At 71.5% G+C, this 21,426-nt stretch carries 14 protein-coding genes and 3 pseudogenes; 3 read left to right on the top strand and 14 right to left on the bottom strand.

The window, feature by feature from the left end; translation table 11 throughout:
* Window positions 1-46: 46 nt before the first annotated feature.
* The 5 genes and pseudogenes from K7G59_RS12845 to K7G59_RS12825 all read right to left on the bottom strand — a co-directional run bounded on the left by K7G59_RS12845 (window position 47) and on the right by K7G59_RS12825 (window position 5,344).
* Window positions 47-1,543, bottom strand: a complete 1,497-nt coding sequence (locus K7G59_RS12845) for an acyl-CoA synthetase (RefSeq protein ID WP_225833597.1) — start codon at window positions 1,541-1,543, stop codon at window positions 47-49.
* A gap of 312 nt (window positions 1,544-1,855) precedes the next feature.
* The gene (locus K7G59_RS12840; protein ID WP_225833595.1) at window positions 1,856-3,421 is read right to left on the bottom strand and encodes an NAD(P)/FAD-dependent oxidoreductase; all 1,566 of its coding nucleotides are present in this window, start codon (window positions 3,419-3,421) and stop codon (window positions 1,856-1,858) included.
* Between the two features lie 62 nt (window positions 3,422-3,483).
* A complete protein-coding gene (locus K7G59_RS12835) occupies window positions 3,484-4,326 on the bottom strand; it encodes an oxygenase MpaB family protein (RefSeq protein ID WP_225833593.1) in 843 nt (280 codons plus the stop codon).
* A 9-nt stretch (window positions 4,327-4,335) separates the two neighbouring features.
* A pseudogene (locus tag K7G59_RS12830) lies at window positions 4,336-4,921 on the bottom strand (acyl-CoA dehydrogenase family protein); the annotation flags it as partial.
* Between the two features lie 48 nt (window positions 4,922-4,969).
* Complete coding sequence (locus K7G59_RS12825; protein WP_225833591.1) at window positions 4,970-5,344, bottom strand: ferredoxin; 375 nt, start codon at window positions 5,342-5,344, stop codon at window positions 4,970-4,972.
* A gap of 150 nt (window positions 5,345-5,494) precedes the next feature.
* On the opposite strand from K7G59_RS12825, the gene K7G59_RS12820 reads away from it, so the two are divergent.
* A complete protein-coding gene (locus K7G59_RS12820) occupies window positions 5,495-5,860 on the top strand; it encodes a DUF6479 family protein (protein ID WP_225833589.1) in 366 nt (121 codons plus the stop codon).
* Window positions 5,861-6,040: 180 nt separating this feature from the next.
* Here the strand turns inward: K7G59_RS12820 and K7G59_RS12815 are convergent.
* The 3 genes and pseudogenes from K7G59_RS12815 to K7G59_RS12805 all read right to left on the bottom strand — a co-directional run.
* Window positions 6,041-6,296: pseudogene (locus tag K7G59_RS12815) on the bottom strand (RpiB/LacA/LacB family sugar-phosphate isomerase); the annotation flags it as partial.
* Between the two features lie 42 nt (window positions 6,297-6,338).
* A complete protein-coding gene (locus K7G59_RS12810) occupies window positions 6,339-7,064 on the bottom strand; it encodes a hypothetical protein (RefSeq protein ID WP_225833586.1) in 726 nt (241 codons plus the stop codon).
* Between the two features lie 100 nt (window positions 7,065-7,164).
* Entirely contained in the window at window positions 7,165-7,698 is a 534-nt protein-coding gene (locus K7G59_RS12805) for a MarR family winged helix-turn-helix transcriptional regulator (RefSeq protein ID WP_225833584.1), read from the bottom strand.
* Window positions 7,699-8,077: 379 nt separating this feature from the next.
* Between K7G59_RS12805 and K7G59_RS12800 the strand changes: the two genes are divergently transcribed.
* The gene (locus K7G59_RS12800) at window positions 8,078-9,082 is read left to right on the top strand and encodes a sigma-70 family RNA polymerase sigma factor (protein WP_225833582.1); all 1,005 of its coding nucleotides are present in this window, start codon (window positions 8,078-8,080) and stop codon (window positions 9,080-9,082) included.
* A gap of 108 nt (window positions 9,083-9,190) precedes the next feature.
* Here the strand turns inward: K7G59_RS12800 and K7G59_RS12795 are convergent, their stop codons facing one another.
* The 4 genes and pseudogenes from K7G59_RS12795 to K7G59_RS35310 form a co-directional block, all read right to left on the bottom strand.
* The gene (locus K7G59_RS12795; RefSeq protein WP_225833580.1) at window positions 9,191-12,343 is read right to left on the bottom strand and encodes an FAD-binding and (Fe-S)-binding domain-containing protein; all 3,153 of its coding nucleotides are present in this window, start codon (window positions 12,341-12,343) and stop codon (window positions 9,191-9,193) included.
* Window positions 12,344-12,370: 27 nt separating this feature from the next.
* Window positions 12,371-13,513 (bottom strand): enolase C-terminal domain-like protein, encoded by a 1,143-nt coding sequence (locus tag K7G59_RS12790; RefSeq protein ID WP_225833579.1) that lies wholly within the window; start codon window positions 13,511-13,513, stop codon window positions 12,371-12,373.
* Complete coding sequence (locus K7G59_RS12785; RefSeq protein WP_225833577.1) at window positions 13,510-15,309, bottom strand: thiamine pyrophosphate-requiring protein; 1,800 nt, start codon at window positions 15,307-15,309, stop codon at window positions 13,510-13,512. The genes K7G59_RS12790 and K7G59_RS12785 overlap by 4 nt, the downstream gene beginning before the upstream one ends.
* A gap of 265 nt (window positions 15,310-15,574) precedes the next feature.
* Window positions 15,575-16,363: pseudogene (locus K7G59_RS35310) on the bottom strand (sigma-70 family RNA polymerase sigma factor); the annotation flags it as partial.
* 380 nt (window positions 16,364-16,743) lie between these two features.
* Between K7G59_RS35310 and K7G59_RS12775 the strand changes: the two are divergent.
* Window positions 16,744-18,525 (top strand): glycoside hydrolase family 15 protein, encoded by a 1,782-nt coding sequence (locus K7G59_RS12775; RefSeq protein ID WP_225833575.1) that lies wholly within the window; start codon window positions 16,744-16,746, stop codon window positions 18,523-18,525.
* Here K7G59_RS12775 and K7G59_RS12770 read toward each other — a convergent pair.
* Complete coding sequence (locus K7G59_RS12770) at window positions 18,426-19,565, bottom strand: SDR family oxidoreductase (protein ID WP_225833573.1); 1,140 nt, start codon at window positions 19,563-19,565, stop codon at window positions 18,426-18,428. The genes K7G59_RS12775 and K7G59_RS12770 overlap by 100 nt on opposite strands.
* Window positions 19,562-21,364 carry a thiamine pyrophosphate-requiring protein gene (locus K7G59_RS12765; RefSeq protein ID WP_225833571.1) on the bottom strand — a complete coding sequence of 601 codons (1,803 nt, stop codon included), beginning with the start codon at window positions 21,362-21,364 and terminating at the stop codon, window positions 19,562-19,564. Before K7G59_RS12765 ends, K7G59_RS12770 begins: the two co-directional genes overlap by 4 nt.
* Between the last annotated feature and the right edge of the window lie 62 nt (window positions 21,365-21,426).

Below are 21,426 nucleotides of genomic sequence, written 5' to 3'. Positions count from 1 at the left end.
TTGACTCGAGCTCAGTCGCCGCCGCCGCGAAAGCCCCGGCAGGGGCTCAGCCGCCGAGCCGGGCCCGCAGTTCCCGTTTGAGGATCTTCCCGCTCGCGTTGCGCGGCAGCTCGTCCACGAAGAGCACCCTCTTGGGCGCCTTGAAGGCCGGGAGTTTCTCCCGTACGTGGGCGACGAGTTGTTCCTGCGTGACCTCGCCGCGCGGGACGACGACCGCCGTGACGGCCTCGATCCAGCGCGCGTCGGGCAGCCCGATCACGGCGACCTCGGCGACGGCCTCGTGGGTGTACAGGACATCTTCGACCTGACGTGAAGCCACCAGCACTCCACCGGAGTTGATGACGTCCTTCACCCGGTCGACAATGGTGAAGTACCCCTCCGGGTCGCGCACCGCGAGGTCACCGGAGCGGAACCAGCCGTCCCGGAAGGCCTCGGCGGTCTCCTCGGGCCTGTCCCAGTACCCCTCGCACAACTGCGGTGAGCGGTAGACGATTTCACCGGCGGTGCCGTCGGGCACGTCGTCCCCCTTGTCGTCCACCACGCGCGCGTCCACGAACAGCACGGTCCGGCCGCACGAGTCCAGCCGGCCCTCGTGCTCGTCGGGTCCGAGCACCGTGGCCAGGGGGCCGATCTCGCTCTGCCCGAAGCAGTTGTAGAACGCCAGTCCCGGCAGCCGTTCACGCAGCCGCCGCAGCACGGGCACCGGCATGATGGACGCGCCGTAGTACGCCTTGCGCAGGCCGTCGAGGTCCCGGGTGGCGAAGTCGGGCCGGTTCGCCAGGCCGATCCACACCGTGGGCGGCGCGAACAGGCTGTCCACGCGGCCCGCTTCCACGAGGTCCAACAGCCGGTCCCCGTCGGGCGCGTCCAGAATGATGTTCGTCGCGCCGACCGCGAGGTAGGGCAGCAGGAACACGTGCATCTGCGCCGAGTGGTACAGCGGCAGTGCGTGCACCGGCAGGTCGCCCGCGCTCAGGTCGAGGGCGGTGATCGCGCTCAGGTACTCGTGCACCAGGGCCCGGTGGGTCATCATCGCGCCCTTGGGCAGGGCGGTGGTGCCGGAGGTGTACAGCAGCTGCACCAGGTCCTCGGTGCGCGGTTCGGGGCCGTCGTACGGCGGTGTGTCCACCAGCCGGGACAGAAGCGAGTCGCCGGTGTCCCGCAGGGGCAGGACCGGTACGTCCCCGGGGAGTCGTCCTGACAGGTCCGGATCGGCGAGCACCAGTGAGCTGCCCGACTGACGGACCAGGTACGCCAGGTCGTCGCCGGTGAGGTTCTGGTTGACCGGTACGTGGACCAGGCCTGCACGTGCGCAGGCGAGGAAACCGATGAGATAGGCGTCGGAGTTGTGGCCGTAGGCGCCGACCCGGTCGCCCGGCGCCAGGCCCTGGGCGAGCAGCACTGCGGCGGCGCGGGAGACGGCGCCGTCGAGTTCCTCGTACGTCCATGTCCGTGCGCCGTACTCCACCGCGATGCGTGCCGGGGTGCGGCGGGCGCTGCGCCGCAGCACCCCGTCGACGGTGCTGCCTCGTCCCTGCGTCATGACAGCCGATCCTCGGGCCGGCCGGACGGGCAGGTCAAGGACCTTGCCGGAATGCGGGCAGCGGCTCACGCCTGCCGGGTGCGTCCTTCACAGCAGAGGTCGCAGCCGCCTCTTGTACGGCGTGCCGTCGGGCTCACGGGGCATCTCGGTGACGAAGTCGACGCTCCTGGGCCGCCTGCGGCCGGCGAGCCGCCCGGCGCAGTGGTCGAGGAGCGCGGCGGCGGGACCGGGGCCGGGCTCGTACCCGGTGCCCGGTCCACAACGGCCTCGACCTCATTTGCTTTCTGCCGGATCGCTTCCTCCGTCATGGGGTCACGACGTGGCCTCCAGCACCGCCATCGCCGCGTTGTGCCCCGGTACCCCGCTCACCCCTCCCCCGCGCACCGCGCCCGCCCCGCACAACAGGACACGGGCGTGCCGGGTCTCCACCCCCCAGCGCCCGCTGCCCTCCTGGGCGTACGGCCAGGAAAGGGCGCGGTGGAAGATGTTGCCGCCGGGCAGGCGCAGGTCGCGCTCGAGGTCGAGCGGGGTCTTCGCCTCGATGCAGGGGCGTCCCTCGGCATCGAGGGCGAGGCAGTCGGCGAGGGGTTCGGCGAGGTGGGCGTCGAACTGGGCGAGGGTGGACTTCAGCAGTTCCTCACGCACTCCGTCGTTGTCCCGGGCGAAGAGCCGCGCGGGGGTGTGCAGGCCGAAGAGGGTGAGCGTGTGGTAGCCGCGTGCGGCGAGGTCGGGGCCGAGGATGCTGGGGTCGGTCAGGGAGTGGCAGTAGATCTCCGAGGGCGGGGCGGTGGGGAGTTCACCGGCGGCGGCCTGGGCGTGGGCCGTGGCCAGCTGCCGGTAGCCCTCGGCGATGTGGAAGGTGCCGGAGAAGGCCTCGCGGGGATCTACGGAAGGGTCGCGCAGCTTCGGCAGCCGCTTGAGCAGCATGTTGACCTTGAGCTGGGCGCCCTCGGCGGGCTCGGGTGCCGGATCGCCCATCAGCCGGGCGAGTTCCTGCGGAGAGGCGTTGACCAGCACGTACCGGGCCGCGGCGACGCCCTCGCCGTCGGCCGTGCGGTGCACGACCTCGGCGGTGTGTCCGTCGGTGTCGATGCGTACGGCCTCGTGCCCGGTCTCGATGACCGCGCCGGCGGCGCGCGCGGCGGCGGCCAGCGCGTCGGTGAGGGCGCCCATGCCGCCGACCGGCACGTCCCAGGCGCCGGTGCCGCCGCCGATGACGTGGTAGAGGAAGCAGCGGTTCTGGGCCAGGGAGGCGTCGTGGGCGTCGGCGAAGGTGCCGATGAGGGCGTCGGTGAGGACCACGCCTCGGACCAGGTCGTCGGTGAAGCTGTCCTCGACGGCGACGCCGATCGGCTCCTCGAACACGGCCCGCCAGGTGCTCTCGTCGTCGACGCGGCAGCGCAGTTCCTCACGGCTGGGCAGAGGTTCGGTGAGGGTCGGGAACACGCGCCGGGCGAGGCGGCCGGTCATCTCGTAGAAGCGCTGCCAGGCCTCGTACTCGCGCTCGCCGCCGGTGAGCCGGGCGAAGGCCTCACGGGTGCGCTCCTGGTCACCGCCGACGAGCAGTCCGGTGGCGCATCCGCCGCGTTGCACGGGGGTGTACGAGGAGATGGTGCGGGCCCGGACCCGGAAGTCCAGGCCGAGGTCGCGCACGATCTTCGACGGCAGCAGGCTGACCAGGTAGGAGTAGCGCGACAGGCGGGCGTCGACGCCCGCGAACGCGCGGGTGGATACGGCGGCCCCACCGGTGTGGTCCAGACGTTCCAGCACCAGCACGGACCGGCCGGCCCGGGCCAGGTAGGCGGCGGCGACCAGGCCGTTGTGGCCGCCCCCGACGATGACGGCGTCGTACGTGCGGGTTCCCTCGGTGGCAGACATGGTTCTTCGTAACACGCGGTGATCCGCCTCGGCCAGAGGCCGGACCGGTCCCCTGTCGGGGCCTACCGGCCGGCCTTGTGCGGTGCCGGTCGCGCAGCCGGGCCGAGCCTGGCCATCGCGGTCAGGATGTGCTTGGGCGGCAGCTGCCAGCGCAGCCGTGCCGGGACGGCACGCAGCAGTGCGCCGGTCGTCCGCAGCCGACGGGTGACGACGGCGGGTGCGGGGGCCGGTCTGCCGTACAGCTCATGGGCGTACGGCGGCAGAGAGGAGTACGCCAGGTTCGCCACGTGCCGCCAGAGCGCCTCGCGGGCCGGTACGAGCAGGGGGTGGGTCGGCGGGCGTTGCAGGAAGTCGTCCACCGTCTGGGCCTCCTGACCGGCGGTCAGTTCCGGGCGCACCTTCTCGAAATAGGCCTCCATCTCGGCCTGGTCGCCCGGGACGGCCTCCGGGTCGAGGCCCACCAGCCGTGCGCTGACGCGGTGTTCGGCGATGTACCGGTCGGCCTGGGCGTCGCCTAGCGGGAAGCCGGAGCGGCGCACGACGTGCAGGTAGGAGTCGATCTCCGCGCAGTGCACCCACAGCAGCAGGGCTGGTTCGTCGACACCGTACCGCTCACCGGTGTCGGGATCCGTCGCCGACAGCTTGGTGTGGATCTTCCGGACCCGGGCACCGATCCGCTCGGCGGCCTCCGTCGTCCCGTACGTCGTCGTGCCCACGAAGCCGGCCGTGCGCATGAGCCTTCCCCAGGCGTCGCGCCAGAAGTCGGAGTTCTGCATGACTCCCCGCACCGCGCGCGGATGCAGGGCCTGGAGGTAGAGCGCGCGTATGCCTGCGACCCACATCATGGGGTCGGCATGTAAGTGCCAGGTCACGGATCTCGGGGTGAAGAGCCCAGGGTCGCTCATGCCCGCAGGCTAACGCCGCACCCGCGGCATTCCCAGTCCGATCCAGGCGATGATCTCTCGCCGGATCTCGTTGCCGCCTCCGCCGAAGGTACAGCACCGCCGAGCGGTCGCCGCGCTCGAGTTCGCCGTACAGGACGGCGCCCGCCGAGCCCTCCTCGAGCGGGCTCCCGGCGGCGACGATCTCCACGAGCCAGGCGTAGGTGTCCCGCCGGGCCCCGGAGCCGTAGGCCTTGACGGCCGAGGTGTCCTGCGGGGGTGAGGGTGCCCTCCTGACCGGCGCGCGCCATCCGCCAGTTGAGGAGCTTCAAGGTGTCGAGCCGGGTGCCAGATCTTCTGGCCGTTGACGGCGTACTCGTCGCCGTGCTCGCTGGAGCCGATGGCGAAGTCGATCGCGAAGTCATCCCGCCGGAGAGGGCCTTCGGCAGGAGGCCTTCTTGCCTGGGCGGCCTCGTCGGAGAAGACGAACTGCTCCATCATGGTCCGTCCGCGCCCCCGTACTGCTTCGCCCAGCCCACGCCGAGCCGGCCGTCCGCGCCGAGGCGGCGGACGGTGTCGCGGTGAAGCGCTTGTGCGCGGGCGGGGCGGCATACCGGGCGGGGCCTGCTCAGGCGGACCCGGAACGGCCATGCATGTCCGGGCCGGCTCAGTCGAGGCTCTCCAGGAAGGACGAGCAGGCGTCGGCGCATGTCCGGCACGCCGCCGCGGCCGATTCGGCGCCGGCCTGGCCGTCGAAGGCGCCGGCGCATTCGAGGCAGACCGAGCGGCACCACTCCAGCCTGACCCGGATCTGCTCCTCGTCCTGCCAGTTCTGCTCGCCGAGGACATGGCAGGTGGCGTCGCACACCTCGGCACACATGACGCCGAGGCGGCGTACGCGCTCCTGGCGCTCGGTGCCGTCCGGATCGAGCAGACCCGCGCGCACGGCACAAGCCCGGGCGCACTCCGTGCACGCCTGGGCACAGGCGAATCGGTCCTCGAGGAACCGGTAGAGCTGCTCTTGCGATGCCGGCCGGGACACACCCTATGGGTAGCCGGGGTGTGCAGTGCCAAACACCCGTACCGTGCCGGTCTTTGTACGGGCACGCGGGTCGCCGTACGTGGCCGACCGACCACCCATGGTGTCCGGTTCATCCCGTTATAGGCGGGGTATTCCTGTTCTATGAGTTCCATGAGTACCGCAACGATGCCGCTGGCCGCGCCCAGCGGCCTGATGAGTCTCGGGCTCTTCGTGGTGGCCGCAGCCGTGCTGGCGCTCCTGGCCGGCGGGTACTGGATGAACGCCAGGATCAAGTACCGCGAGCCACCCCGGCCTCGCCCCGAGGAGCAACCGCACCTGCCGCCCGAGGGCGCGGTGCGAGAGGTCCGGGAGAACAGGGAATCCCTGGAGGTTCCCGAGGTCCCCAAGGGCGGTCGCCCGCTGACGCCCTACGAGCTGGGCAACGTCGACACCAAGCCGAGCGCCAGCAAGGAACGTCCGCGCTGGAGCAAGGGATCGAGCGGCTCGTTCGGCGGCGGCGGACTGGGCGCCCACTGAACCTGCGCCCTGCCGGACACACCCCTCCCGAGAAAACCGGCAGAGTCCGCCCGAACACGGCACCGGCCCGCGCCGGCCTCCGGCGGCGCCCTGGGAACGTTTCCCGGCGGCGTCCAGGCGGCCGGCGCGGGCCATGTTCTCGCGGTCTCGCTCGGCTCACCCGCACACACCGCGGCGAGAATCTGCTTCGTTCCAGCGGCGTGCGCCGTCCGCCCCGCAGGGGCGCACACCGCCGCCCGTACCCCCGGGATCTTGTCGGCGGCGATGGCGGCGCCCGTCCCGGTCCCGCAGGACACGACCGCCTGGTCGGCCACGCCGTCGGCCACGCCCCGGGCCGCCGCCTCCGAGCAGGCCGTCCACTGCGGGTCGGCCCGAGGCAGTAGCGCGCCGTGCTCGCGCACCTCCTGGCCGCGCCGCCGCAGCTCCGCCGGAGCAGGCGTGCAACGGGTTCGTCCCTGTCGGAGGATCCGACCGCTGGTCAGTGGCCTTCTCCGGCGGCGGCCTGGTGCCCGTCACGCGCCGGCGCCGGGGCCGACAGCCGGTAGGAGCGGACCACGGTGACGACACACACGGCACTGAACACGGCCGCCCAGGGAACGAGACCGCGCACCGCCCCGAACACTCCGCCACCCGGCCCGACGCCCCGCGGCGGCACCCTTCCCCGCGGGTCGTAGACGACGGCCAGCGCGTCCCCCGGCCGGGTCTTCTCGCCGCAGCCGCGCCAGATGGGGGTCTTGAGCGGTACACCGTCAAAGTCCACGACCGAACAGACGTAACGGCCGCCTGCAGCCCCGGTCGCCCCGCTGTCCCGGACGGAGGTGACCACAACCGGTTCCTCCCGGCCCCGCTCCGCGAGAACGACACCCGCAGCGGCCTGGGGTGCCCGCAGGGCGAGGCAGACACCCAGCACTGCCACCGTGCCGACCAACGCGCGACCCGCCCGAGCCAGCAGCAGACAGAGGGTGAGCGCGACCGCACAGGCGAGCCCGGCCTCACCGTCGGCCAGCGCGGGCACTCCCGTCGACGCCCCCGCGAGCGTGGTCCCGAGGATGGCCGTCAGACCGAGGACCGCTACGAAGATCCCCTGCGCAACGAGTCCCCGGGGCGGGAATCCGGCGAATTCCGCCGGCCCCCATACCGTGGCGCGCAGATGGGCCACCACATGGGACTCGACACGGGGCGGGCGGCCACACCGTCGGCCCATGCGCGTATCCCCCTGCCGTCCCTCACCCTACGCTTGCATTATGCAAAATAGCTGGCGGTGCAGGAAGAGCCGACGCGGCGAGCCGTCCGACCAGCCTGGGTCACGCCTCCCGCCCCACCGAGGGGTCCATGTCCCAGCCGAGCGGATGCGGCTCCCCGCCACCCTCGGAAACGGGCGGCTCCCCGCCCACCTCGTTGAACGCGTCGAGGGCCTCGACGAGCGCCCATCGCTGTGCCGGTCGCAGCCGCTGCACAATGGCGGCGATCTCGGCACGGCGCCGGGCGGTCACCGCCTCCACCGTCCGCCGCCCTTCCTCGGTGAGCTGAAGCAAGGTCTCCCGGCGGTTTCCAGGATTGGGCTGCCGGTCCGCCAGTCCGGCAGTGATCAACCGGTCCACCATGCGCATCGCCGTCGAGGGCGCCACGTGCAGCAGTTCGGCCAGGGCGACGAGCTTGGTGGCACCCCGGCCGGCCAGCACGACCAGCATCCTGAACTGAGCCAGGGTGACCCGCTCCTCGACCTCGGCGAGCGAGCGGGCGGAGACCGCCACCAGCAACCGGGAGGCGGTCAGCACCGCTCGAGTGACCGCGTCGACATCGTCCAGGCCCCCCGCCGGGGTCTCCATCTGCGCCATACGTCCTTTCTACCGCGCCGGAGTCCCGAGCCCTGTTGCGCCGAGAGCTGCACTGTGCCGATGAAGATGAATGGCCACGGCTGACGGGACGCGCGTGCGACCGCAGTGCAGACCGCTGGGGGACTGACTCTGCTGACACGAGCGGAACCTGACCCGTTTGGCCGGTGCGGCCGACCGGGCGCGGGCCGACCGGGTGAAGCTCGTTTCACGGTGCCCGTGACCGGTGACGAAGAACACGACTCCAGAAAACGGGTCCCGAAGGCCGGTTCCATGCGCTCACCCCAGAGGCATCTCCCTCTCACGGCCCGGAAACCGAGTTCCCGACGAGCGCCCACAGGTGCGGGTGCCTCGCCCGCGCCAAGGACTCAGCAGAGAGCCCATGCACACGCACACCGATCCCGGGCCGGAGCATCCCGACCGCGTCCTCGCGGCCGATCACTCCTCCGCCTGGATGGACGCGACGATGCGCGACCTCGCGGCGTGTCCACCGGGTCCTCGGCGCCAGGCCCTGCGGGACGCGGCGATCCTGGCCCTGCTCCCGCTGGCGCGGCGTGTGGCGCGCCGCTTCCAAGGACACGGCGAGCAGTTCGAGGACCTGGTGCAGGTCGCCTCGCTGGGCCTTGTGCGGGCGGTCGACGGATTCGTCCCCTCCCGTGGACACGCGTTCCTCTCCTACGCGCTTCCCACCGTCGTCGGTGAGGTCAGACGGCATCTGCGCGACCGGGTACCGGTGATCCGGCTGCCACGGCCGCTTCAGGAGGCGTGCGGGCCGGTCCTCCAGGCCCTGGAGGAACTGGAGCAGCGGTACGGGGGCGTAGCGCCGGGCGCGGAGAAGATCGCAGCGCACCTCGGGATGGAGACCGCCCTGGTGTCGGCCACGCTCCGTGCGTTGCGGGAGTGCCGCCCTGTCTCACTGGATGCGCCGGCCATCGGCCGAGAGGCGCACACGGCAGTGTGCGGGACCGGCCTCGAGCACCGGGGTGTCGACCATGTGGTCGACGTGATGACGCTGGCCTCGGCCGTGCGACGGCTCACCGCACTGGAGCGGCGCATTCTGCATCTGCGTTTCTACCAGGAGCAGAGCCAGCAGCAGATCGCCGCTGCCGTCGGTCTCTCGCAGGGCCAGGTGTCCCGCGTCGTGGCGCACTGCTGTCGGCGGCTGGGCCGAGCTCTCCAGGCCGGCTCGACGGGGCCGGCGGGAGGGGTGCCGGATCGCCGTCAGACCGTCACCGCCGGACAAGAACGACTTGCGCCCGGCCCACGACAGGTGCCGCCGCTCCGGCCGTGCCAGGGATCACCGCGTGCGGAGCCGGATACGGGTGCGGTCCGGTGGGAGGCGTCCGCCGGACGGCCTCCCACCGCGGGGTCGGCAGGCCGACCCTGAGCGCCCGCTCGGCCTGCGCGCCGGACCTGCGCTGCTCGACCGAGCCGGGCCCCGAGGTGACGGACGCCGCGATCACTGCCTTCAGCGGCACTCAGGGACGCACGGCCCTCACCGACGGGCGATCCTGATCCCCGCCGCGGTCAGCGCCGCGCCCACGGCGGTGACGGCCGCCACCCTGAGCAGCCGTTCGGGCAGCGGAGGTTTCGGCGTGGCGGCGGCACCGCGTTCGGGCAGCCCGGTCGCCGCGTCCCTGCCCTTGTCGCGGGCCAGCTTCATCACCTCGGCCACGTGCAGGGCACGCCGCCCGGTGCCGGCGTCCGTGATCTGGGTCTTGCAGGAGAAGCCGTCGGCCACCACCAGGCAGTCGTCGGCGGCGTCCCGTACGGCGGGCAGGAGAGCCTGTTCGCCGCAGGCCATGGAGATCTCGTACTTGCCGGACTCGAAGCCCCAGGACCCGGCGAGGCCGCAGCAGCCGCCCTGGAGGTTGTTCACCTCGAGCCCCATCTGCTCCAGCAGTTGCTGCTCGGGGCTCATGCCGCCGGTGGCGCGGTGGTGGCAGTGGCCCCAGAGCAGAGCCGTGCCGTCGAGCTCTGGCGGGTCGATGCCGAAGGCCCGGAAGAACTCCGGGAAGTGGTAGGCGTTCTTGGTCAGCCGTGCGGCGTCGTCGTCGTGCGGGAGCAGTTTGGGCAGCTCGTCCTTGAAGACCGCCAGACAGCTCGGTTCCATGCCGACGATGGGCGTGCCGGCCCGCAGATGGGGGCGCAGGGTGTCCAGGACGCGGTGGAGGTAGCGCTCCGCGGCGTCGAGGAAACCGTAGTCGTACAGCGGCCGGCCGCAGCAGATGTGCTGCTCGGGCATGACGACCTGCCAGCCGGCGGCCTCGATCGCCTCGACACACGCGACACCGACGTTCGTGTGGAAGTGGTTGTTGAAGGTGTCCGGGAACAGCACGACCGGGCGACCGTTCGGGTTGGTGGTGCCACCGCGACGGACGAACCACTCCTGGAGGGTCATGGGTGCGAAGCGCGGCAGCGGGCGGCGCGGGTCGATGCCTGCCACGAGCTTGGCGATCCGGGCGAGGCCGGGCGTGTGGGTGGCGAGGTTGGCGAGTTCGGGGACGCGGGAGGCGATCCTGGCCACCTGGTCGATGAAGCCGAAGGCGTAGGCGTACCGGGGGCGCCATCGGCGCGGCGACTTGTAGTGGTGGTACAGGAACTCGGCCTTGTAGGTGGGCATGTCCACACTGACGGGGCAGTCGTTGGTGCAGCCCTTGCAGGCCAGGCACAGGTCGAGGGCGTCGTACACCTCCTTGGACTGCCAGCCGTCGGTGAGGACGTCGCCCCTCAGCATCTCGTACAGCAGACGGGCCCGGCCGCGGGTGGTGTGCTTCTCCTCTCGGGTGACCTGGTAGCTGGGGCACATCGTCGTCTCGGCCTGCGGAACCCGGCACTTGCCGATGCCGACGCAGCGCAGGGTGGCGTGGGCGAAGTCGCCGCCGTCCTCCGTGTAGGCGAACTTCAGCGGGTGCCGCGGCGGGTTGTAGTCGGTGCCGAGCTTGAGGTTCTCGTCCAGGCGGTAGGCGTCGACGACCTTGCCCGGGTTCATCTTCCACTGCGGGTCCCAGATGGCCTTGAAATCCCGCATGGCCTGGAGGAGTTCGGGTCCGAACTGTTTCTCCAGCAGTTCGGCGCGCTGCTGGCCGTCGCCGTGTTCGCCGGAGACCGAGCCGCCCAGGGACACGCACAGGTCGGCGGCGTCCTCCAGGAACGCCCGGTAGGTGGCGATGCCGTCGGCGGTGCGCAGGTCGAAGCTGAGCCGGCTGTGGATGCACCCCTGGCCGAAGTGGCCGTACATGGCGCCGGTGATGCCGTGCCGGTCCATGACCTTGCGCAGCTCCCGCACGTACTCGCCGATCCGGTCCGGCGGGACCGCTGAGTCCTCCCAGCCGGGCCAGTGGTCCTTGCCGTCGGGCGGGAACGCGGTCGAGCCGAGACCGCTCTCCCGGATCGCCCAGAGGTGTTCGCTGTCGCCGCCCTCCTGCTGACCCTTGACGATCTTGACGCGGTCCCGTGCGTAGCCCTTGGCGCCGGTGAGCCAGTCGGCGAAGGCGTGGGCCTGCGTCACGGACTCCTCCGCGCTGTCCGCGCCGAACTGCACCACGAGCCAGGCGCCACCCGTGGGCCGCGGCAGCTCCTGGATGTTCGCCGTGTTCATGTTCTGCAGCTTCTGGTCGCGGATGAGCTCGTCGTCCAGTGCCTCCAGGCCGATCGGCTTGAAGCGCCGCACGATCTCCTCGCAGTGCTCGGCGGCGTCGCCGAGGTCGTCGTACTCCACCACGACGGTGGTGCGTTGCAGGAGGGCGGGGGTGAGCATCAGGACGGCCTGCAGGGCGGTGGCGCAGGTGCTCTCGGTGCCGACCAGGGCGCGGGCGACGTTGAAGCCGCGTTCGGGCAGGAGTTCGTCCAGGTTGTATCCGGAGACCCGGCGCGGCACCTGTTCGGCCGGGCGGAATCCGGCCCGGATGACGTCGGCGTACTTGTCGCGCAGGTCCCGCAGCGCCGCGTAGATCTCGCCCTTGCGGCCGCCTGCGGCGATGATGGCGTCGAGGTGCTCCTCCTCGTTCACCCCCACCCAGAAGCGGGCGCCGTCGTAGGTGACGATCTCCAGGGCGTGCACGTTGTCGCTGGTGCGCGGGCCGGGCCCGTACAGCTGTGACTGCACCGAGTGGATACCGCAGGAGTTGTTCCCGATGTTGCCGCCGATCAGGCACCGGGAGTGGGTGGAGGGGTCGGGCCCGAACACCAGGTCGTACTTGCCCGTGTGACGGTTGAGTTCCTCGTTGATCACGCCGGGTTCGCAGGTGACCAGGCGGCGGTCGGGGTCGATCTTCCCGATGCGGGTGAGGTACTTGGAGTGGTCGATCACCACGGCCTCGTTGACCGTCTCGCCGGACAGGCTCGTCCCCCCGCCCCGGTTGAGGATGGGGGCGCCGAAGCGGTGACAGATCCTGTGCACGGCCACGACGTCGTCGAGCGTGCGTGGGACCACCACGCCGATGGGTACCTGCCGGAAGTTGGACGCGTCCTGGGCGTAGAGGCCCAACGAGGCGGTGTCGAAGCGCACTTCTCCTTCGACGGCCCTGCGCAGGGCCCGCTCCAGCCTGCCGATGTCCAGCGTCTGGCGGGCCCGTGGCGCTCCGGGGATCTGCGGGTGGGTCTTGGCCGGGATCTCGCGGGTCGTCCGGCGGGGTGGCTTCGCCATCGGTCTCAACTCTCCTTCACAGCCGGCTCAGGTGGTCCGCGTCCCGTACACGCGGTAGCGCTCGGCGTCGGGCCACTTGACCTCCAGGCCGAGGCCCGGCCGGCCGGTGTCGGGGCTCAGGGCACCGCCGTCGGGCGGCAACGTGCCGTCGAACAGCAGGCGTTCGAACCGCACATGGTCGTGGAAGTACTCCAGGTGCCGCAGCCGGCGCACGGCGCAGAACGCATGGGCCGAGACCGCCGGCGCGCAGTGGGCGGACAGATCCAGGTGGTGGGCCGCGGCCAGACCGGCCGCCTCCAGCACGCCGGTGATGCCCCCGCACCGGGTGACATCGGCCTGGAGACAGTCCACGGCGGGGCCCTCGACCAGGTTGACGAAGTCCCGTGCGGTGTACGCGTACTCTCCCGCCGCGATCTCCAGCCGCTCGGGACCCCGCTCGCGCAGCATGCGCAAGCCCGCCGGATCGGCGGAGCTGACGGGCTCCTCGAACCACCGCACGTCCCACTCCTCGTGGAACCGGCGCGCCCAGTACAAGGCCTGCTTGCGGCCCAGTGCCCCGTTGGCGTCGGTGAAGATCTCCGGCCCGTCACCGACGGCCGTACGGACGGCCGTCAGGCGCTGCGGGTCGCTCCCGGGGTCCCGGGAGGTCTTGAGCTTGACGCGCGGGATCCCCTGCTCCACCCAGCCGGTGAGCTGCTCGGTGAGGCGGTCGAGCGAGTAGTTCGTGAACCCGCCGCTGCCGTACACCGGCACGCGGTCGTGGTACGCCGGGAGCAGGTGGACCAGCGGCAGCTGGAGCAGACGCGCCTTGAGGTCCCACAGCGCCACGTCCACCGCGGAGACGGCCATGGCGCCGACACCCGGACGGCCGGCGTTGCGGATCTGCCGTCCCATCAGGTGCCAGAGGGCCGGTGGCGAGGTCATGTCCTTGCCCTGCAGCACCGCCGCCAGCTCGGAGTCGACGAACGAGGCGACCGACACGTCCCCGTAGGTGTAACCGAGACCGGTACGACCGCCGGCATGCACCCGGACCAGGACCATGGTCGTGGAGTCCCACTCCAGGGTGCCGTCCTCCTCGGTGCCGTCCGGGCCGTCGGTCGGCAGTTCGAAGGCGTGCACGTCGACCGATTCGATCCGGCACCCGTCCAGCGTCGGTCCCGCACCGCTCATGAATGCCGTCCGGGCAGGTGCTCGGCCGCCTCGGTGAGCTTCTGGCGCACCCCCTTGGCGGCGATGCCCGCCCGCTCCGGATCGCGTACGGCGGCCTTGGCGGCCTTCTTGCCCTGCGCCAGCGTGATGTGCGGCGGGATCGGCGCGATCTCCTGGTCCACCTTGAACTCCAGGACCACCGGAACGTTCGAGGCGAGGGCCTCGTCCCAGGCCTTCCCGACTTTCTTCGGCTTGTCGCAGCGAATGCCCTTCAGGCCCAGCATCTCGGCGTACTTGGCGTAGGGCACGTCGGGGATGTACTGCGAGCCGGGGAACTTCGGGTCGCCCGCCATGGCGCGCTGTTCCCAGGTGACCTGGTTGAGGTCCTGGTTGTTGAACACGCAGAAGACGAACGGTGCCGGGCCGGACAGCCGGTCCAGGTACCGCTTGACGGTGATCATCTCGGCCATGCCGTTCATCTGGAACGCCCCGTCACCGACGAAGGCGATCACCGGCCGGTCCGGGTGGGCGAAGCGCGCGGCGATCGCGTACGGCGTGCCCGGGCCCATCGTGGCCAGCGTCCCCGACAGCGACGCCCGCATGCCTTTGCGCAGCTTCAGATGCCGCGCCCACCAGTTCGTCCCCGAGCCGGAATCGGCGGTCAGGATGCAGCCGTCCGGCAGCCGGGGCGACAGCTCGGACGCCACCGCCTGCGGGTTGACGGTGCCGCCGAAGTGCTGTCCGGCCCGCTTCTGGCAGATCGCGTCCCACTCGCGGACGTCCCTCTCGATCTGCTCCCGCCATGTGCGCTCCTGCTTGCGTTCGAGCAGCGGCAGGAGGGCCTTGAGGGTCTCCTTGGCGTCGCCGACGAGATGGGCGTCCATGGGGTAGCGGATGCCGATCATCCGCCCGTCGATGTCGATCTCGACACCCCGGGCCTGGCCCTCGTCCGGCAGCCACTCCGCGTACGGGAAACTCGTGCCCACCATGAGCAGCGTGTCGCAGTTCCGGATCATGTTGTCGCTGGCCTTGCTGCCGAGCAGACCGATCGGACCGGTCACGAACGGCAGGTCGTCCGGGAGGACCTCCCGCCCGAGCAGCGCCTTCGCGACCCCGGCCCCCAGCAGCTCCGCCGTCTCCACGACCTCGCTCTCGGCATGTGCGGCACCCTGACCGATGACCATGGCGACCTTGGTGCCCTCGTTGAGGACGTCCGCGGCCTTGCGCAGCTCGTCGGGGTCGGGCAGCAGGCGGGGGCGGCTCCAGCCGACGCTGGAGAACACCGACCCGTGCGTCTTCGGCGGCGACGGCTGGGCCTTCTCCTCCTGGACGTCCTCCGGGATGATGATCGTCGCGACACCGCGCATGGTCAGCGCGGTCTTGAAGGCCCGGTCGATGACGTGCCGGGCCTGCCCCGGATGCACGACCATCTGGCAGAACTCGGAGACGTCCGCGAACAGCTGGGCGAGGGGGATCTCCTGCTGGTAGTGCGCGCCGAGGGAGAGCCGCTTCTGCTGGCCGACCACGGCGACCACCGGCTGGTGGTCCAGCTTGGCGTCGTACAGCCCGTTCAGCAGATGAACGGCGCCGGGCCCCGAGGTCGCCGTGCAGCAGCCGACCTCGCCGGTGAACTTCGCATGGGCACAGGCCATGAACGCAGCCATCTCCTCGTGCCGCGTCTGGATGAGTTCCGGCTGTCCCTTCGCCCGGTCGAAGGCGCCGAGCAGCCCGTTGATCCCGTCGCCGGGATAGCCGTAGACCCGCTCGATCCCCCATTCCCGCAAGCGTTGCAGTACGTAGTCGGCCACCAGCGTCATGACGTGCTCTCCCTCGGACGCGCACCTCTGCCGTCGGCATTGGGTGACCCGTGGCGAGGTCACGCAAACAGACGGCGACCCTCTTGCGCCCGCTTGGTCGAGCGCGCGTGTGCCCGGGCGGGTGCACCGGTCGAGTCCGTGGGCGCGGGGCGGAGGGCCGGGTGCCGGGGGTGACGCACGCGGGCTCCGCAGGGGCCGCAGCGTCCTTCGATGGTCGTGGTTCCTCCACGGTGACGGAGGGGTCCGGATCCGCGAGCGTCTGCCGCAGTCGGGCCAGGCATCGGGCGAGCAGCCGTGACACATGCATCTGCGAGACACCCACGGCCGCCGCGATCTGCTGCTGGGTGCGGTCGTGGAAGAAGCGCAGGACGAGGATGCGCCGTTCCCGGTCCGGGAACTGCATCAGGGCCCGGATGAGATCCACTCGTTCGGCAGCGGCCTCGAGACCGGCGTGGTACTCCCCCATCACTTCGTTGAGGGCGGCCACGGAACTGTCCGTCCGGTCCGGTGGTGCGTCGAGCGAGCGGGGATGCAGCGCGCCATGGGAGCGCAGGGCCTCGGCGACGAGATCCTCCGGCAGACCACAGGCACGGGCGATCTGCGTCTGCGTGAGCGGGCGTCCGTGACACCGCTGTTCGAGCTCCTGCCGTACGTGCTTGATCTCTCGTCGTGCCTCCTGGACGGACCGCGGCAGCCTGACCAGGCCGATCCGGTCCCGCAGGTGCCGCTTCAGCTCCCCGGTGATCGAGGGCACCGCGTACGACAGGAACGCGTGGCCCCGGTGGGGGTCGTAGCCGTCGATGGCCTTGACCAGCCCCAGACAGGCCACCTGGAGCAGGTCGTCCTGTTCCTCCTTGCCGATGTTGCGGTACTTGGCGGCGATCCGGCGTGCCAGGGGAAGCAGCATGAGGATGGCGTCCTCGCGGGCGGCGTCCCGGGCCCGGCCCGACGGCAGCCTGCTGATCCCTCCGACGAGCTCGTCGATCTGCTCGGAGGACAGCGCGCCGTCGGCGGTGCGGGTCACCGGTGGGCGAAGGGTGCTGAGGGAAGTCATGTGAGCCTCTGCTCCTGGTCGGCTGCCGGGGCATCGGCTGGGTTTCCCGGGGGGTTTGTCCTATGCACATTTCACCCGGCCGGCCGTCCTACCGGGCGCGGGGCCTGGTCCGTCCGGCTGACGACGGACCGGGCGGGGCCAGGAGGACGGGCGTCGGACCGCGGGAAGGGCCGGGAACCGGCGGAGCGGACCGGCTGGCGAGCGTCCCCGTCCGATCGGCAGCTCCGGCGTGTGGACACCCAGGTGGTCCGAGCACCTGGAGGACGCGTGGGCTGCGGCGGCCGAGGAGCACCCGTGGGAACACCGGCAGCCGTTCCGGCGGCGCCGCTGCTGCGCCGCCGGTCGTTTCCCGGCCGGACGACCGGGAAAACCCGAGTGCCATGGATGACAGAGCGGACAGGCCGGCACGGGTGGCGAACGGCCTCTGCCCTCCGTGGGTGCTGCGGGAGTACGCGGTCCTCGCCGACGGCGAACGCGGTGCCGTGGTGGACCCCGAGGGCCGGATCGTGTGGCTGTGCGCCCCGCGCTGGCACAGTGACGCGGTGTTCTCCTCCCTCATCGGCGGCGGCGGGTTCTTCGGCGTGGAGCCGGAGGACCGGTGGCACGTGTGGGGCGGCTACTACGAGGACGGCACGCTGATCCGGGTCAGCCGCTGGGTGACCGCGGACGCCGTGGTCGAGTGCCGGGACGCGCTGGCGATGCCGGCCTCGCCGGACCGTCTGGTGCTGCTGCGCCGGATGCGTGTGGAGCAGGGAGAGGCACGGCTGCGGCTCAGGCTCGAGCCGCGGCCCGGCTTCGGGGCGTGCCGGGTGCGCGACCCCCGCCTGGAGGGTTCGGTGTGGACCGCGGAGGCGGGCGGGCTGCGGCTCCGGCTCCGCGGAGCGCACGGGGCGGCCTGGAACCCTGAATCCGGGCTGCGCGGGGCCTTCCGGCTCCGCAAGGGCGAGTGCCAAGACCTCGTCCTGGAGCTGTCGGAACGGGCGAGCACCGCCGCGCTGGACCCGGACCCGCTGTGGGCGCGGACGGAGGACGCCTGGCGACGGGCCGTGCCCGACTGCTCCTCCCTGGCCGCGCCTCGCGACGCCCGGCACGCCTATGCCGTCCTGCGCGGCCTGACGAGTTCCTCCGGGGGCATGGTCGCGGCCGTCACCACCTCCTTGCCGGAACGGGCGAACACCGGACGCAGCTACGACTACCGCTTCGCCTGGCTGCGCGACCAGAGCTACGCGGGCCTTGCGGTCGCCGCGCACGGCCCGCACGACCTGCTCGACGGCACCGTGCGCTTCACCGCCGAACGCATCCTCGCCGACGGCGACGGCCTCCACCCCGCCTACACCGTCGACGGCGGGCGTGTGCCGCAGGAGCAGGGGCTTCCCCTGTCCGGTTACCCGGGGGGCAACGACCGGATCGGCAACCGGGCGGCCTCCCAGTTCCAGCTCGACACGTTCGGGGAGGTGCTTCAGCTCTTCGCCGCCGCCGCGCACCACGACCGGCTCACACCGGAGGCGGAACAGGCGGTCACGGTCGCGGCCGATGCGGTGGAGCGCAACTGGCGAAGGCCCGACGCCGGCCTGTGGGAGCTGGACGAACGGTGGTGGACCCAGTCCCGGCTGAGCGTGGTCTGCGGTCTGCGACAGGTGGCCGAGGCGCTGCCGGGACGGCAGGCGCAGCGGTGCGCCGAGCTGGCGGAGGCCGTCTTCACGGAGACCCGCCGCCGCTGTCTGCGCGCCGACGGCCGGTGGCGGCGGGCCGCCGACGACGACGGCCCGGAGGCCTCGTTGCTGACGCCCCTGGCGCGCGGCTGCCCTCCCAGCGACGATCCGAGCAGCGCGATCACCCGTCGCTTCGTCGAGGAGCAGCTGGCTCGGGACGGGTACGTCTACCGCTTCGGCCACGCGGGGATCCCGCTGGGTGAAGCCGAAGGGGCCTTCCTCCTGTGCGGCTTCACCATGGCACTGGCCACCGACCGCCTCGGAGACCGGGCGGGCGCACTGCGCTGGTTCGAACGGACCCGGGCGGCCTGCGGGCCGTCCGGGCTGTTCGCGGAGGAGTACGACGTGCGTCAGCGCCAGCTGCGCGGCAATCTGCCCCAGGCGTTCGTCCACGCGCTTCTGCTGGAGTGCGCGGTCCGCCTCAACGACGTCTGCGCACTGCCGCGCTGAGACAACTGGTTCAGGGTCACTGCGAGCGCCGTGCCGGCGGCGCCCGCAGCGGCTGCGCCGAGCGCCAGCGCACGCCGGTGGCGGGAGGCCCACAGCTGGAGACTGCGGGAGTGCGCCTCCTGGTCGAAGATCCCGTGCGGTCCGTGGTCGGCGCCGTCGGTGTCGTCGACCGGTTTCCAGAGGTTGGCGGGGCGCGAGGGGTCGAGGGGCTGGTCCATCTGCTGCGAGTCGTAGCCGGTCCGGGCCAGGTATCTCTCCAGCAGGCCCGCTGCGAAGCGCTGTCCCAGCAGGGTGGCGACCGTGGACCCGCCGATCCAGTACTCGCGCCGCTCCGGGTGGTCGGCCGCGTACAGGATGCCCTCGGCGGCGACCTCTGGCTGGTAGACGGGTGCGACCGGCCGTGGATGACGCGGCAGCCTGGCCAGCACCCAGCTGAACTGTGGGGTGTTGAGCCCCGGCAGGTGGGCCGTGGTCACCCGCACGCCGCTGCCGTCGTGCCTCAGCTCGCAGCGCAGGGCGTCGGTGAAACCGCGGATCGCGGCCTTGGCACCGCAGTAGGCCGCCTGCAACGGCACACTGCGGTAGGCCAGGGCCGAGCCGACCTGCACGACCGTGCCCCGGTCGCGGGGCAGCATGCGGCGCAGGGCAGCCTGGGTGCCGTGGACGAAGCCGAGGTACGTCACCTCGGTGGCCCTTTTCAGCTCCTCCGGGCGGATCTCTGTGACCGGGGCGAACAGCGTGGCGAACGCGGCGTTCACCCAGACGTCGATCGGCCCGAGCTGCTCCTCCACCTGCTGCGCGGCGGCCTCCACCTGCTCGGGATCCGCGACGTCGACCACCAGGGGCAGGGCCTGCCCACCGGCCATCCGTACGTCGTGCGCGGCCTGCTCCAGGCCTTTCTGGCCACGGGCCAGCAGCGCCACCGCGGCTCCGCGCGCCCCGAACGCGCGGGCAGTGGCCCGGCCGACGCCTGCGCTCGCGCCCGTGACCACCACGACCTGTGCGCCGTGGTGCGGGCCGTCCTGTCGCGGACCGCTCATTTCTGGCCCCGGCCGGGGAGGTGTTCGGCATACTCGGTGATCTTCTGCCGTACGCCCCTGGCGGTGATGCCGACCCTCTCCGGGTCGTGGAGCGTGGCCATGGCGGTCTTCTTGGCCTGCATCTTCGTGATGTGCGGCGGGATCGGCGCGATCTCGTTGTCGACCTTGAACTCCAGCACCACCGGCTTGTCGGACGCCAGTGCCTCGTCCCAGGCCTCGCCGAGCTTGTGCGGATCGTCGCAGACGATGCCCTTCAGGCCGATCAGCTGGGCGTAAGCGGCGTAGGGGATGTCGGGGATCTCCTGGGACGCGGGGTACTTCGGGTCGCCGGCCATGGCGCGCTGTTCCCAGGTGACCTGGTTGAGGTCCTGGTTGTTGAACACGCAGAAGATGAAGGGGGCGGGCCCGGAGAGCCGGTCGAGATACCGCCTGACGGTGATCATCTCGTTCATGCCGTTCATCTGGAACGCCCCGTCACCGACGAAGGCGATCACCGGCCGGTCCGGGTGGGCGAAGCGCGCGGCGATCGCGTACGGCGTGCCGGGGCCCATCGTGGCCAGCGTCCCCGACAGCGACGCCCGCATACCCTGGCGCAGCTTGAGGTTGCGTGCCCACCAGTTCGTGCCCGAACCGGAGTCGGCCGTGAGGATGCAGTGGTCGGGGAGACGCGGCGACAGCTCGGCGGCGACGGCCTGCGGGTTGATCGTGCCCTCGAAGTGCTGGCTCGCCCACCGCTCGCACAGGTCGTTCCACTCACGGACGTCCTTCTCGACCTGCTCGCGCCAGCCGCGGTCCGTCTTGCGTCGCAGGAGGGGGATCAGCGCGCGGAGGCTCTCCTTGGCGTCGCCGACGAGGTGGGCGTCCATGGGGTAGCGGATGCCGATCATCCGTCCGTCGATGTCGATCTCGACGCCCCGGGCCTGGCCCTCGTCCGGCAGCCACTCCGAGTAGGGGAAGCTGCTGCCGATCATGAAGAGGGTGTCGCACTTCCGGATCATGTTGTCGCTCGCCTTGCTGCCGAGCAGACCGATCGGCCCGGTCACGAACGGCAGGTCGTCCGGGAGGACCTCGCGGCCGAGCAGCGCCTTGGCGACGCCGGCGCCGAGCAGCTCCGCGACCTCGACGACTTCTTCCTGGGCCCTGGCCGCGCCTTGCCCCACCAGCATGGCGACCTTGGTGCCCTCGTTGAGGACGTCCGCGGCCTTGCGCAGCTCGTCGGGGTCGGGCAGCACCCGGGGGCGGCTCCAGCCGACGCTGGAGAACACCGACCCGTGCGTCTTCGGCGGTGACGGCTGGGCGTCCTCCTCCTGGACGTCGTTCGGGATGATGATCGTCGCGACACCGCGCATGGTCAGCGCGGTCTTGAAGGCCCGGTCGATGACGTGCCGGGCCTGTCCCGGGTGGACGACCATCTGGCAGAACTCGGAGACGTCCGCGAAAAGACGTTCCAGGTCGACCTCCTGCTGGTAGTGGGCACCCAGGGAGAGCCGTTTCTGCTGGCCGACCACGGCGACCACCGGCTGGTGGTCCAGCTTGGCGTCGTACAGCCCGTTCAGCAGATGAACGGCGCCGGGCCCCGAGGTCGCCGTGCAGCAGCCGACCTCGCCGGTGAACTTCGCATGGGCGCAGGCCATGAACGCAGCCATCTCCTCGTGCCGCGTCTGGATGAATTCGGGTGTGCCCTGGGCCCGGTCGAAGGCGCCGAGCAGTCCGTTGATGCCGTCACCGGGATAGCCGTACACGCGTTGGACACCCCACTCGGTGAGGCGTTGCAGCACGTAGTCGGCGACTTGTGTCATGGGCGTTCTCCTAGCAGGAGGTGCGAGGGTCGGGCCTCGGGGTTGCCTCGCCGCGCCACGCG

The organism is Streptomyces sp. NK08204, from assembly GCF_020400585.1.
Classification (GTDB): domain Bacteria; phylum Actinomycetota; class Actinomycetes; order Streptomycetales; family Streptomycetaceae; genus Streptomyces.
Note: the sequence above shows the minus strand (reverse complement) of the source record. Positions and strands in the feature narration are given on the sequence as shown.

Coding starts and splice junctions, on each gene's coding strand:
- K7G59_RS12845 (WP_225833597.1), bottom strand. CDS start 1,543: ATGACGCAGGGACGAGGCAGCACCGTCGACGGGGTGCTGCGGCGCAGC.
- K7G59_RS12840 (WP_225833595.1), bottom strand. CDS start 3,421: ATGTCTGCCACCGAGGGAACCCGCACGTACGACGCCGTCATCGTCGGG.
- K7G59_RS12835 (WP_225833593.1), bottom strand. CDS start 4,326: ATGAGCGACCCTGGGCTCTTCACCCCGAGATCCGTGACCTGGCACTTA.
- K7G59_RS12820 (WP_225833589.1), top strand. CDS start 5,495: ATGAGTACCGCAACGATGCCGCTGGCCGCGCCCAGCGGCCTGATGAGT.
- K7G59_RS12810 (WP_225833586.1), bottom strand. CDS start 7,064: ATGGGCCGACGGTGTGGCCGCCCGCCCCGTGTCGAGTCCCATGTGGTG.
- K7G59_RS12805 (WP_225833584.1), bottom strand. CDS start 7,698: ATGGCGCAGATGGAGACCCCGGCGGGGGGCCTGGACGATGTCGACGCG.
- K7G59_RS12800 (WP_225833582.1), top strand. CDS start 8,078: ATGCACACGCACACCGATCCCGGGCCGGAGCATCCCGACCGCGTCCTC.
- K7G59_RS12795 (WP_225833580.1), bottom strand. CDS start 12,343: ATGGCGAAGCCACCCCGCCGGACGACCCGCGAGATCCCGGCCAAGACC.
- K7G59_RS12790 (WP_225833579.1), bottom strand. CDS start 13,513: ATGAGCGGTGCGGGACCGACGCTGGACGGGTGCCGGATCGAATCGGTC.
- K7G59_RS12785 (WP_225833577.1), bottom strand. CDS start 15,309: ATGACGCTGGTGGCCGACTACGTACTGCAACGCTTGCGGGAATGGGGG.
- K7G59_RS12775 (WP_225833575.1), top strand. CDS start 16,744: ATGGATGACAGAGCGGACAGGCCGGCACGGGTGGCGAACGGCCTCTGC.
- K7G59_RS12770 (WP_225833573.1), bottom strand. CDS start 19,565: ATGAGCGGTCCGCGACAGGACGGCCCGCACCACGGCGCACAGGTCGTG.
- K7G59_RS12765 (WP_225833571.1), bottom strand. CDS start 21,364: ATGACACAAGTCGCCGACTACGTGCTGCAACGCCTCACCGAGTGGGGT.